The 12,798-nt window shown below is 30.2% G+C and carries 13 protein-coding genes; 3 read left to right on the forward strand and 10 right to left on the reverse strand.

The window, feature by feature from the left end; translation table 11 throughout:
- Window positions 1-25: 25 nt before the first annotated feature.
- Window positions 26-553: a hypothetical protein gene (locus ELQ12_RS00385; RefSeq protein ID WP_070286299.1), complete on the forward strand. Its 528-nt coding sequence runs from the start codon at window positions 26-28 to the stop codon at window positions 551-553.
- Here ELQ12_RS00385 and pdxA read toward each other — a convergent pair.
- Both pdxA and ELQ12_RS00395 read right to left on the reverse strand, forming a co-directional pair.
- On the reverse strand, window positions 543-1,637 hold the full coding sequence (gene pdxA / locus ELQ12_RS00390) for a 4-hydroxythreonine-4-phosphate dehydrogenase (protein ID WP_070286300.1): 1,095 nt from the start codon (window positions 1,635-1,637) through the stop codon (window positions 543-545). The two genes, ELQ12_RS00385 and pdxA, sit on opposite strands and share 11 nt — an antisense overlap.
- Complete coding sequence (locus ELQ12_RS00395; RefSeq protein ID WP_002870998.1) at window positions 1,634-2,407, reverse strand: pyridoxine 5'-phosphate synthase; 774 nt, start codon at window positions 2,405-2,407, stop codon at window positions 1,634-1,636. Before ELQ12_RS00395 ends, pdxA begins: the two co-directional genes overlap by 4 nt.
- Window positions 2,408-2,462: 55 nt before the next feature.
- Between ELQ12_RS00395 and ELQ12_RS00400 the strand changes: the two genes are divergently transcribed.
- Complete coding sequence (locus tag ELQ12_RS00400; protein WP_002870997.1) at window positions 2,463-3,437, forward strand: exopolyphosphatase; 975 nt, start codon at window positions 2,463-2,465, stop codon at window positions 3,435-3,437.
- Here the strand turns inward: ELQ12_RS00400 and ELQ12_RS00405 are convergent.
- The 8 genes from ELQ12_RS00405 to ELQ12_RS00440 are packed head-to-tail and all read right to left on the reverse strand — an operon-like array spanning window position 3,434 to window position 11,122.
- Complete coding sequence (locus ELQ12_RS00405; protein WP_126266989.1) at window positions 3,434-4,384, reverse strand: SAM-dependent methyltransferase; 951 nt, start codon at window positions 4,382-4,384, stop codon at window positions 3,434-3,436. The two genes, ELQ12_RS00400 and ELQ12_RS00405, sit on opposite strands and share 4 nt — an antisense overlap.
- Window positions 4,381-5,202 (reverse strand): M23 family metallopeptidase, encoded by an 822-nt coding sequence (locus ELQ12_RS00410; RefSeq protein ID WP_134264491.1) that lies wholly within the window; start codon window positions 5,200-5,202, stop codon window positions 4,381-4,383. The genes ELQ12_RS00405 and ELQ12_RS00410 overlap by 4 nt, the downstream gene beginning before the upstream one ends.
- Complete coding sequence (gene glyS / locus ELQ12_RS00415) at window positions 5,199-7,193, reverse strand: glycine--tRNA ligase subunit beta (protein ID WP_002870994.1); 1,995 nt, start codon at window positions 7,191-7,193, stop codon at window positions 5,199-5,201. The genes ELQ12_RS00410 and glyS overlap by 4 nt, the downstream gene beginning before the upstream one ends.
- A 55-nt stretch (window positions 7,194-7,248) precedes the next feature.
- Window positions 7,249-7,869, reverse strand: coding sequence for an HAD family hydrolase (locus ELQ12_RS00420; protein ID WP_052949254.1), 621 nt, complete (start codon window positions 7,867-7,869; stop codon window positions 7,249-7,251).
- The gene (locus ELQ12_RS00425; RefSeq protein WP_002870992.1) at window positions 7,862-8,197 is read right to left on the reverse strand and encodes a hypothetical protein; all 336 of its coding nucleotides are present in this window, start codon (window positions 8,195-8,197) and stop codon (window positions 7,862-7,864) included. Before ELQ12_RS00425 ends, ELQ12_RS00420 begins: the two co-directional genes overlap by 8 nt.
- Window positions 8,198-8,206: 9 nt before the next feature.
- Window positions 8,207-9,832 carry a cation:proton antiporter gene (locus tag ELQ12_RS00430; RefSeq protein ID WP_002870991.1) on the reverse strand — a complete coding sequence of 542 codons (1,626 nt, stop codon included), beginning with the start codon at window positions 9,830-9,832 and terminating at the stop codon, window positions 8,207-8,209.
- A gap of 6 nt (window positions 9,833-9,838) precedes the next feature.
- Window positions 9,839-10,213, reverse strand: coding sequence for a heat shock transcriptional regulator HspR (gene hspR, locus ELQ12_RS00435; RefSeq protein ID WP_002861924.1), 375 nt, complete (start codon window positions 10,211-10,213; stop codon window positions 9,839-9,841).
- Between the two features lie 15 nt (window positions 10,214-10,228).
- Entirely contained in the window at window positions 10,229-11,122 is an 894-nt protein-coding gene (locus tag ELQ12_RS00440) for a DnaJ C-terminal domain-containing protein (protein ID WP_134264492.1), read from the reverse strand.
- A gap of 199 nt (window positions 11,123-11,321) precedes the next feature.
- Between ELQ12_RS00440 and htrA the strand changes: the two genes are divergently transcribed.
- The gene (gene htrA / locus ELQ12_RS00445; protein ID WP_002870989.1) at window positions 11,322-12,740 is read left to right on the forward strand and encodes a serine protease HtrA; all 1,419 of its coding nucleotides are present in this window, start codon (window positions 11,322-11,324) and stop codon (window positions 12,738-12,740) included.
- Window positions 12,741-12,798 lie beyond the last annotated feature (58 nt).

Genomic DNA, 12,798 nt, shown 5'->3' on the forward strand with positions numbered 1-12,798 from the left:
AAAATAAAAATTTTAAAGGCAAATAATGAAAAAAATTATTTTATTGTTTGGTTTAAGTTTGGTGAGTTTAGGGGCTTTGAGTTTTGATGAGCTTATGATATGTAATGAAATTGGTGTGCGTAATGAATTTGAGAATAAAAAACTTGCTTTAGTAGATAACATCTATAGTAGTTTGTATCAAAATATTTCAAAAAAAGCAGATAAAAAGACGAAAAAAGATTTTAAAGCTATTTCAAAAAAGATGATTAAAGAAAGAAAAATTTGTATAAAAAATATGCAAAATACAAAAGCAGGGGAAAATCCTATTTTACCTTTACTCAATGCAAGTGATTGCATGCAAGAAGCTTATGCTAAAGCTTTATTAGAACTTACGCAAAGAGCAAAAAAAGATATAAAGACTAAAGAAGTTTTAGGGCAAATTTTTAAAAATAAAGTTGATAAATATGAAAATTTACTCACTCAAAGTTTAAATACCAATAAAGATTTGCAAGATTTTATAGACAGCTTGGCTAAAGAAGATTTGATTGATTCTAGGGCTAAATTTAAGCTTTAGGGTTTAAATTAATTGCGAATTTAGCCGCTTCAAAATAACTTTTAGTGTTGATTTTAGCATTTTTATAGGCCTTATCAAAGGCCGTACCATGATCAACGCTGACGCGTATGATAGGTAAATTTAAACTCACATTGATGCTTTTATCAAAATACAAGGCCTTTAAAGGAGCAAGGGCAAGATCGTGATACATAGCCACTAAACGATTGCAGTTTTTTAAACCAGCCTTAGTAAAAGCCGTATCAGCTACTAAAGGATAGGGTAGATAAACACCCTTGTCTTTAAAACTTAAAAGCAATTCTTTTTGTAAATTTTCATCTTTTAAAGCTTTTTTGAAAAATTTTTCATCTTTTTTAGAGCGTAAAAAGGCATTAACAAAGGTTATAGCTTTTTCCATGATTTTTTCTTCTTCTCCGCCTATGACTCCATAATCTCCAGCGTGAGGATTAAAACCTAAAAGCCCTATTTTTTTAAAATGCGTTTCTTTGTAAAAATCTTTTAAAAAGATGCTTAAATTTTTAAAAGTGATTTTTTTACTTACCTTAGCTAAAGGTACATGTTCGCTAAAAAGTCCTACAAACAGCTCTTTACAACCTAGCATCATAATGGCATTTTTTTTAAAAAAATCCCTTAAAGCATCGGTATGTCCTTTGTATTTAAGTCCTGCGTCTTCCCAAGCTTTTTTGTGTATAGGTAGAGTAAGCAAGGCATGGGCGTGTTTTTCATAGACAAAATAACTTGCCGCCTTAAAGCTTAAAAAACTATAAAGTCCACTTTTTGCATCTATTTCTCCGGCTTGGATTTTAAAATTTTCATCTACTTTAAAGCCTAAAGGAAAGCAAAAAGAGTAAATTTCAAGAGAATTTTCTTTTTTTATAAAATTAAACTCATAGTCTTTGTCATCTTTAAAAGCTACGATTTTTGCATTAAAAAGTTTTAAATTTAAAAGTTTTAAAGCTTTATTAAGCAAGCTTTCGTGGATAAAATAAAAAGGTGTGCAGATTTTACTTAGTTCTTCATGAGAACGCACTAAAATTTCAAGTCCTATGCCGTTTATATCGCCTATGCTAATGGCTAGTTTTTTCATCTTTTAAGGAGTTCTTTCATTTCTAAAATAGCGTTTTGAAGTCCTGTAAATACAGATCTTGCTACAATGCTTTGTCCTATATTTAGCTCGCAAATTTCTTTAATTTTTACTACGGGTTTTACATTTTTGTAATTTAAACCATGTCCTGCGGCTACTTTTAAGCCAAGTTCTACGCCCTTTTTAGCACAGAGTGTTAAATTTTGCAATTCTTTTTCAAATTGAGCTTGCAGGGTTTTTTTATCTTGATTGAGTTCTTTTAAGGCGAAAGCAGTATGAGAGATATTGCTAAAAAGTACGTTGTGTAAATTCGCATAATGTCCTGTATGAAGTTCTATGAATTGGGCTTTTAAAATTTTTGATTTTTCTATATCTTCTAAACTAGGATTAATAAAAAGTGAAACTTCAATGTTTGCATTTTGAAGTTTTTCTATGCTTTGTTTTAATTTAGCATGATTTAAACAAAGCCCCCCTTCTGTAGTAAGCTCTTCTCTTTTTTCAGGTACTAAAGTAACGCGGTGGGGTTTGAGTTTAAGAGCTAAATTTAAAATTTCATCATTTAAAGCACATTCTAAATTGATAGGGCTTTTGCAAAATTTTATGATATTTTCCAAGTCAAAATCCTGAGCATGACGGCGATCTTCTCTTACATGCAAAGTGATTTGATCTCCGTGTTTAGCTGCTATAAAAGCAGCCTCTAAAAGATCAGGATCATTTACCATTCTAGCTTGTCTTAACACTGCGATATGATCGATATTTACACCTAAAAGCATATTTTTCCTTTAGAACTTTTTTGCTATTATACTATAAAATCAAACAAGGAAAGTCATGTTAGGTATAGATCTTGGTTCAAATACTTTAAGAGCAGTACAAATGGATGAAAAATTAAATAAATTAAAAGAATATGAATTTGTTATTGGAGCAGCGAAAAATCTAAATCAAAGTGGAGAAATTTCTAAAGAAGCCATACAAAGATTAAAAAATGCTTTGAGTATTTTGGCTAAAGAGCAAGATTTAAGCAAAGCAAGAGCTGTGGCGACTGCAGCTTTTAGAAAAGCAAGCAATACAAATGAAATTTTTGCCCATTTAAAAGAAGAATTTGGGATTGATTTTAAGCTTATAGATGCTAAAAGTGAAGCTAAGATCAGTGTTTTAGGCATGCAATCAGGTTTAAGAAGGCTTAAAATTTGGGGAGAGTTTGCGTATTGTGATTTAGGAGGGGCTTCTTGTGAGCTTTCTTTTAGAAAAAGTTTTAAAAGTTTTGATTTTGGTATTATTAGTTTTTATGAAAAAAATCGCTATTCTTATTGTAAATCTTGTATTTCTTATAAAAAATTGATAAAAAAATATCCTAAATTTATCATCAATATTAAAGATAAAAAACTTAAAATTCATTTTTTAATTGCAAATCCCTATTTAAAGCATCTAGCTTTTAGGGCTTTTGATGAGGTGGTTATGATTAAAAAGGAACTTCGTTCTTTAGGGGTTAAAACGGTGGTTTTAAATTCCGGAGTTCCTACTACACTTGGTGCATTAAAACAAAATATAAGCTATGAAAAGTATGAAGCAAGTAGAGTAAATGGTAAAAAACTTTGCCATAAGGATTTTTTAAATTATGCTATTAAACTTTTTCATATGGAAGAAAAAAAGGCCATAAAAGAAGTAGGCATGATGAGAAAAAATTATTTGAGTGCAGGTTGTTTGCTGTTTTATGCTTTGTTTGATAAACATAAACTTCTAGTCATTGATGAGGGTTTAAGGGAGGGAGTTTGTTTGGCGAGTATGAAAAATATCAAATTTTAATTTTTTTGGAATTCGAAAAAATGAAATTTTTCATCAAAATTAAAAAATAAAATTTTAGCTTGAGATAAAAAACTTTCGTAAGTTTTAATGTTTTTATTTTTTGTGTACTCTAATAAATCTTCAAAACCAAAATCCATTAAAGCAAGACTTTGTTTTTTAAAATTTAAAGGTTTAAAATCATATGCTTTGATGAGTTTTTGAAGATGGGTAAAATTAACATTATAAGTTAGATCGCTTTTGCCGAAAAAATCTTTTAAAGATACTGCAAAAGGGCTAAAAACTTCGTGCTTTTGATAGATTCTTAAGCTAAAATTTTGTACATTAAAAGTTCCATAGTCAAATCCTGCAAATACAAATCTATCGCAAGCTTGATCTAAATCTTTAAAAAAATTTTCAAGTTCTAAGCTGAGTTCGCCTTTTGTAAAATTTAAAGCTTTGCATTTTGTGATTAAATTTTCATCCATATTTTTAAAAATAAGTTTAAAATTTTCTACAAATGCCATTTTATCATGATTTATAAGTTCGCAAGTAAAACTATCAAAAAGTTCATTGCAAAAGAAAAAAGCGTTCTTAAAATGGCATTCTTTAAGGCTATTTTTGTGAGTAAATTCCACTCCTTCTAAAGTGTTTTTTTGTAAAGCTCTTAATTTTTCATGCGGTTCTATGACGAAAAAAGAAATTTGAGAAAAAATTTCAGGTCTTAATTCAAGCAAAGCGGATAAAAAATCACGACTTAAATAGCCTTCATTAGCGCCTATTTCTACAAGTTCTAAAGGGAGTTGTAAAATTTTTTTATCTATTAAATTTAAAAAATGCTTGGCTAAAAGTGTGCCAAAAAGATTTCCTACGCTCACAGCAGTAAAAAAATCTCCGTTTTTTCCTATACTTACAGCATTTTTATAATAGCTCTCATGGAGCCAAGCATGGAAAAAGTCACTAAATTTCATTGAAAAATAGCATTAAATTTGGAGACAAAATCCAAAGGATCGACTTGTTTGCCTCCAGCTAAAATTCCAAAATGCAAATGCGGCCCACTTACCCTACCTGTAGCCCCGCTAAGTCCTATAAGCTCACCTTTTTTTATCTTTTGTCCTACTTTAACATCGATTTTAGAAAGATGATAGTATTGTGAATAAATTCCAAAACCATGATCAATGACTACTGAATTTCCTGCAAAATAACGATCTTTTGCAATTTTTACTATGCCTGAATTGGCTGCATAAATAGGCGTTCCTGTGGCAGCTCTAAAGTCTGTTCCACTGTGATAACTTGCTACTTTTTCATTAAAAGTTCTTGCTTTACCAAAATCACTTGTGATAAAAGATTTTAAAGGTATATTAAAAGCACCGTTAAATAAAGCTTTTGGAGTATAAGAGCTATAAATCGCATTGGCTTCTTTTAATTCTTTAGCGATGCGTTCTTGTACGGTTTTTGGCGGAAAAATCTTTTTGTTTTCAACTTGCAATTTTTCACTTTTATAATTACCTTCTAAAGTTTTTATGAAAATTTCTTCTTTTTTATTTTTATAAAATGCGATAAGTTTTGTATTTTTCGGGGGATTTTTGTAAGGTAAGGAAAAAATAGCTAGAATTTTTTCTTGATTTTTAGGATGTGCAAAGGTGAGAATATTTTTATCATTATTTTTTAAAGATAAAAAATCTTTCTTATCTAGCTCCAAAAATAAAGCTTGACCTTTGTTGAGTTCTAAATTTTGAGCTCCAAAGAGCCAAAGAGTAAGGCTTAAAAAAAGCCATAAGGCTTTCATAGGCTTAACTCTTTAAGATCGGCGATTTTTAAAAACTCCGCATAAATTTCATAAACCAAAGCTTGGCGATTATTTTTAAGTTTTTCATCTTCAGCATTAATCATTACTTGATTAAAAAACTCGTCGATAAAAGGCTTGAGTGCAAAAAGATTTTCAAGTTTTTCTTGTAAAGAGTTGGCTTTAGTTTTTTCTTGAAAAGCTTTGTAAAGTTTGCTTTCTGCTTCTTGAGTAAAAAGACTTTCATCAACTTTATGAGGATTTTTAGTGGCGATATTGGCTAGTCTTTTAAAGGTTGCAAAATTTTCATTAAAATTATCTTTTTTGCTAAGTTTTATAAGAGCATTTACGCTTTGATTGATATGAATAAGATCTGTATTTTGTGAGCTTAAAACCGCTTTTACAAAAGAAGCATTGACCGTATAAAAAGTATAAAGTCTTTCAAAAATAAAATCTTTTAAAATTTGCATATCAAAGCTTTTATAATGACTTGAAAGTTTTTCTAATAAAATTTGGATATCAAATTCTTTATTTAAATTTAGAGCGATTTTAATGATCCCATTGGCTGCTCTTCTTAAGGCATAAGGATCCTTTGTTCCGCTTGGAATTTTTCCTATACTAAAAAGTCCTATAAGGGTATCAAGCTTGTTTGCAAGGGCTACTATGCTTGAAAATTCTGTGCTTGGAAGTGGAGCTTGTTCAGAATTAGGAAGATATTGTTCTTTGATGGCTAGGCAAATTTCATAATCTAAGCCCATTTTTTGCGTATAATAACTTCCCATAATGCCTTGCAAATCAGTAAATTCATAAACCATTTGTGTGGCTAAGTCTGCTTTGGCGTATTTTAGTGCTGTGCTGATATTTTCGATTTTATCATTATGAAGCATTTGACATAAAATTTCAGCAATTTTAATCTCTCTTAAACTTTTATCTTGCATTGTGCCTAAACCTTCAAGATAAGTCATTTTGGCAAGTTTTTCAGGTTGCAAACCATTTTGTAAATCATTTTGATAAAAAAACATTGCATCGCTAAGTCTTGCACGCAAAACTCTTTCATTTCCATGTATGATTTTTGAATAATCCTTACATACTGCATTGCTTACTACTATAAAATGATTACTTAAGCCTTTGTCGTTAAAAACCGCAAAATAGCGTTGATTTTCTCTCATTGAAGTGATGATGACTTCGCTAGGAATTTCTAAAAATTCTTCTTCAAAGCTTCCTAAAAGTGCATTAGGATATTCTGTGATAGCAACTACTTCAGCTAAAAGCTCCTCATCTTCTCCAATTTGTATATTTTTTTGACTTTCTATGAGTTTAAATTGTTCAAGTATTTTTTCTTTTCTTTTGATTGGATCAAGGATGATATAGTTTTTTTCTAGTAGTTCAAAATATTCTTTTGCATTGTTAAAATCTTTCAAATCATAACTTACACTTCTGTGAATGAAAGTTTTTTTAGCACTTTTTACCCCATAACTTTGAAAATCAACAAGTTCATCATTTAAAATGCAAGCTATAGAACGGATCGCACGAATGAATTCAAAAGAATTTGCACCCCAACGCATACTTTTGCCAAAACTAAGACTTTTTAGAAATTTTTCTACCATTTCTCCTAAAATTTCTTGACTTTGTAAACCTTTGATAGCTTTTTGATGATATAAAACTTCCTTACCTTTGATTTCTTTAAAAGCGAGTTCATTTTCACTGATCCCTGCTTTTTGTAGGAAGCTTTGCCCCGCAGGAGTTAAAACCCCATCTTTATAGGCGATATTTTTAGGTGCTCCTATAAATTCAGCAAAGCTATCTTCTTGTTTGTCTGCAAAATTTTCATGAAAAAAAACTAAACGACGCGGAGTATAATAAAATTTAAAATCACTTACCAAGCGGTATTCTTCTAAAATATTTTTCCATTTTTTTTCTATATTAGCTAATTCTTTTAGCAAAGGAATAGCAGGTAATTCTTCTGTGCCAATTTCTATTAATAATTCACTCATAATCTACTCTTTTAAAAATTTATTTGCAATTTTAACTAAAATTTCATTAAAAAACTTATAAATACTTTTGCAAAAAGCCTTTAAGTTCATTTGCGTTGCTAAATTCATTTTCTTTTAAATCTTTTTGATACCATTTGGCATGAAAATAAGGCAAATTAGCATTTTTGGCGCATTCTTTATCTTTTTGACTATCTCCTATAAAAACGCTTATTTCATATGGAGCCTCGTTTTTTAAAAGTTCTAGCATCATAGGATGAGGTTTGGGTTCTATGCCTAAACTTACGCCTAAAATTTTATCAAAATAAGGAATGATATCGTGTTTTTTAAGTATGCTTGAAAGTGAGCTTTGCGGGGCATTAGTAGCAATAGCTAAAAAACAATTTTTGCTTTTTAAAAATTCTAAAAGTTCTTTCACTCCTTCAAAAAGCACCACGCTTTGTTCATAGTGTTTGACAAAATATTTTTCATAGCCTTCTTTAAAGCTAGAATGATGGAAATTTTCTATATTATAAAGTTCTTTTGCCCAGTCAATATTGGGAGTATTGATGGTTTGCATAATGATTTCTCTTGAAAGTGGGGCTAGGTTTAAATCCTGTCTTATTTCATTGACTGCACAAGAAATGGCATTTGCGCTATCGATTAAAGTTCCATCCATATCAAAAAATACATTAATCATAATAATCCTTTAAATAATTTTTATGTTTTTCTTTTTTCTCACCTTGTTTTTTTTGCTTATCTAAAGCATTGGCAAGATTTAAAAGCTCGCTTTTTTCTTTGGAAAAATCTAAGCAAGCATTGACAAAAAATTCAAGATTTTTTGCGTAGGTTGAGTTAAGATTTACTGCGGGATTTTTTTCAAAAAATTTAGCATTTTTTAGCATTCTTTCTTCAAATTTAGTTTTATCAAAATCTTCTTTTTTAAGCGCAGATATGGCGCCATTGAAAAATTTTTCAAGATTTCTTAGGTATTTTACACGTAAGGCTTTTTCTTCATTTTTTGTCAAAATTCTTCCTTAGGTATTTTTATGAATGCGACATTCTAGCGCTTCTTGAACTAAATTTCTAGCGATTACTTTTTCAGAGCGAATGATGCGTATATTTTCATCTATGCTTGAAAAAAGCATCTTTTTCAAAGTTCCATTTACATGAATGATAGTATCTATAGGTTTTGGATAATTAGCTAGTACTTGACATAAAATTTCAAGTTTAGCTTCATTTGTAACTGTGATAATAGCTACGGCACATTCTTCTATATTGGCAATTTTTAAGGTTTCTTCTTGAGCAGCATTAGCAAAAACGACATTTTCGCCTCGACTAACTCCAAGTTCTACTAAATTTAAATCACTTTCTAAAACTAGGTAAGGCACCCCTGAGTTTTTGATTTTTTGAACGACTTCTTGACCTAAACGTCCGTAGCCAAAAACAACAAGATGATTTTTAAGCTTGATATTGCTGTCAATATTTTGCACAGCGTTGGTATTAAGTGCTATATCTTCTACAACATTGGTAATTTTTCTTATATTGTTTAAAATAAAAGGCGTGATAATCATGGTTAAAATAGAAACAACAATTAAAATTTGTGAAGTTTTGATATCAAGCATATTTTTTGCTTGTAAAAGAGAAAAAATTGCTAGTGCGAATTCGCCAATTTGCGCTATGGCAAAAGCTGTTTTAAGCGCTACTCTTTTTTTGGTGTAAAGAAATAAAAAGCCAAAAACTATGCCAAATTTTAAAGCCATTACAAGAAGGGTTAAAACTATGATTAAAAACCAATTTTGCGCCACTACATCAAGTTGAATTTGCATACCTACAGTTATGAAAAAAAGTCCTAAAAGCAAATCTCTAAATGGGATCAAGTCTGCTTCTATTTTGTGCTTATATTTTGTTTCTGCTATCAAAGCACCTGCTATAAAAGCACCCAAAGAATAAGAAAATCCGAAATAATTTGCTAAAAAACTTGCTCCAATAACCATAAATAAAACAGTACTAATAAAAATTTCTTGAGAAGAAGTGTGGATAATGAGTCTAAAAATTCTATCCACTAGATATTTACCTATGAAAAATAATAAAGTGATTAAAATAAGTGCTGAAATTAAAGTGGTAAAAAGGAGTTTTTCTATGTTTTGATTGTTGGATGAAAAAATATCTACGAGCAAAAGCAAAGGAATAACGGCTATATCTTGAAAAAGTAAAATTCCCAATGCTTTTCTGCCATATTGCTCATTTATATCACCATTATCATTTAAAATTTTAAGCACCACTGCGGTTGAAGAAAGTGCTAGTGCAAAGCCTGCTATGGTAGCGCTTTTATCTCCAAGTCCCAAAATTCCTATAGCAAGTAGCATAAAAACAAAGCCACAAGTAAGCATCTGCAAAGAGCCGTTTAAAAAAACTTCTTGTTTCATTGCCATTAAATGCTTAAAAGAAAATTCAAGCCCTATGGTAAACATTAAAAACACTATACCAAATTCGGCTATATGGGTGATTTCGCCTTTGCCGCTTAAATGATAAATTTCAGAAATGATTTCTCCGGCAGCTATATATCCAATGATAGTTGGAATTTCAAATTTTTTAAATATGACATTTAAAACTATAGCTATAGCAACGGTGATTAAAAAAATTTCTAAAAAATTATCCATTATTTTTTATTTTTTCTCATAAAAAATCAAGTCAAAGCTATTTTTATGCTTGACAACGGCTTTACTAGCCGCTTCTTTATCTTGTTGTTTGCTTAATTCTAAGCGTAGTTCATCAATTAAATTTTCAAATTCGTGAAGTTGGTTTTTTAATTTTAAGATAACATCTACTCCAGCAAGATTGATTCCCATGTCTCTTGTTAAACGCAATATAAGTTTAATACGGTCAATATCCCTTTGAGAATAAAGTCTTATTTTGCCATCGGTTCTACTTGGCTCTATCAATCCTTCTCTTTCGTATTGCCTTAAGGTTTGTGGATGTATGCTTAAAACTTTAGCCACAACACTGATTAAATATACAGGTTCATCATAATGGTGTTCCATATTTTATTCCTTTCTTTAAGGTAATTTTTCTTTTAAGAGTTCTATAAATTTTTCATCAAGAGCATCTAAATTTGGCAAAACAACATTTAAAATCAAATACATATCCCCATAAATATCACTTTTTCTATTTTGTACCCCATAACCTTTTAAACGAATTTTTTGGTTATTTTTTGAATTAGGTGTTATGTTAATTGTCGCTTCTTCCTTGCCTTCTTTGAGTGTTTTTATATTTATTTTTCCACCAAAAAGTGCAGTTTTTAAAGAAATATCAACCTTTTGATATAAATCATCATCTTCTCTTGTGTAAATAGGACTTTCTTCTATTTTTACAATAATGATTAAATCGCCTCTAGCTCCATTTCTGCTTTGTTTTCCTTTAGAGCGAATTCTTAGTTTCTCGCCTTCTTTTATACCGTGTGGAATTTTAAATTTAATGGTTTCGCCTTGAAAATTAAAACTATACTCCCCGCCTTTAACAGCTTTTTCAAAAGGAATGTGAAGCTCTAGATTGCTGTCTAAATTTTCTTCTTCAAAACCTCCAAATCCTCCAAAACCACTGCTAAAGCCTTTTGAAGAAAAGCCGTTAAAACCCCCTCTTGAGCGTCCACCAAAGCCTCCTCCAAAGAGATCTTTTAAAATATCGTCTAAATTTACCCCACCAGTATTTCTTGAAAAATCATGAAAACTTTGTCCACCAAACATAGAATCGCCGTATTGGTCATACTGAGCTCGTTTTTTTTCGTCACTTAAAATTTCATAAGCAGCATTAATTTCTTTAAATTTTTCTTCCGCACCTTTTTCTTTGTTGATATCAGGATGGTATTTTCTAGCTAGGCGACGGTAAGCTTTTTTTATTTCATCTGCACTAGCGTTTTTGCTAACTCCAAGAGTTTCGTATAAACTATTCATGTTATATTTCCTTAAAAATTTTTACTTGATTATATAAAGGATTAAATTATAACATAAACTTTAGCCTAAGTCAATCAAGTTTTATAAATTTTTATCACTCAAGGTTTTATTTACAATTTTGTAAATTTTCGGTTTTATACTATGAAGACAGTAAAATATTTTACGAGATAATTTATCTTTAAGAACAAAAGGAAATGAAATGAAAAAGATTTTTTTATCATTAAGTTTAGCGAGTGCTTTATTTGCCGCAAGTATTAATTTTAACGAATCAACTACAACGGCTAATCGTGTAAATCCTGCTGCTGGAAATGTAGTGCTTTCTTATCATGATTCTATTAAAGATGCAAAAAAATCAGTGGTTAATATTTCTACCTCAAAAACTATTACAAGAGCGAATCGTCCAAGTCCTTTGGATGATTTTTTTAATGATCCTTATTTTAAACAATTTTTTGATTTTGATTTTCCTCAAAGAAAAGGAAAAAATGATAAAGAAGTAGTGAGTTCTTTGGGATCAGGGGTGATTATTTCAAAAGATGGTTATATAGTAACAAATAATCACGTTGTAGATGATGCTGATACGATTACAGTGAATTTACCAGGAAGTGATACAGAATATAAAGCAAAACTTATAGGTAAAGATCCAAAAACAGATTTGGCTGTTATAAAAATAGAGGCTAATAATCTTTCAGCTATTACTTTCACAAATTCTGATGATTTAATGGAAGGAGATGTTGTTTTTGCACTTGGAAATCCTTTTGGAGTCGGTTTTAGTGTTACAAGTGGGATAATATCTGCTTTAAATAAAGACAATATAGGTTTAAATCAATATGAAAATTTTATACAAACAGATGCTTCTATCAATCCAGGAAATTCAGGTGGAGCTTTGGTGGATAGTCGCGGATATTTAGTAGGTATTAATTCAGCTATTCTTTCTCGCGGAGGTGGAAACAACGGCATAGGTTTTGCTATACCTTCAAATATGGTTAAAGATATAGCTAAAAAACTTATTGAAAAAGGCAAGATTGATAGAGGATTTTTGGGTGTGACTATTTCAGCTTTGCAAGGTGATACTAAAAAAGCTTACAAAAATCAAGAAGGAGCTTTAATCACTGATGTTCAAAAAGGTTCAAGTGCTGATGAAGCAGGGCTTAAGCGTGGAGATTTAGTTACTAAAGTTAATGATAAGATTATAAAAAGTCCTATTGATCTTAAAAATTATATAGGAACTTTAGAGATTGGTCAAAAAATTTCATTAAGTTACGAAAGAGATGGAGAAAATAAGCAAGCAAATTTTACTCTTAAAGGTGAAAAAGAAAATCCTAAAGGCGTACAAAGCGATTTGATTGATGGTTTGAGTTTGAGAAATTTAGATCCAAGACTTAAGGATCGTTTGCAAATTCCAAAAGATGTTAATGGTGTTTTGGTGGATAGTGTTAAAGAAAAGAGCAAAGGAAAAAATTCTGGTTTCCAAGAGGGTGATATTATCATAGGTGTTGGACAAAGTGAAATTAGAAATTTAAAAGATTTAGAACAAGCTTTAAAACAAGTTAATAAAAAAGAATTTACTAAAGTTTGGGTATATCGCAATGGTTTTGCGACTTTGCTTGTGCTTAAATAAAAATAACGGAAGGATTTTCCTTTCGTTATAAATTTTAGTTTAAAATTAAAATTAAGTT

Source organism: Campylobacter sp. US25a, from assembly GCF_004379075.1.
GTDB lineage: Bacteria > Campylobacterota > Campylobacteria > Campylobacterales > Campylobacteraceae > Campylobacter_D > Campylobacter_D jejuni.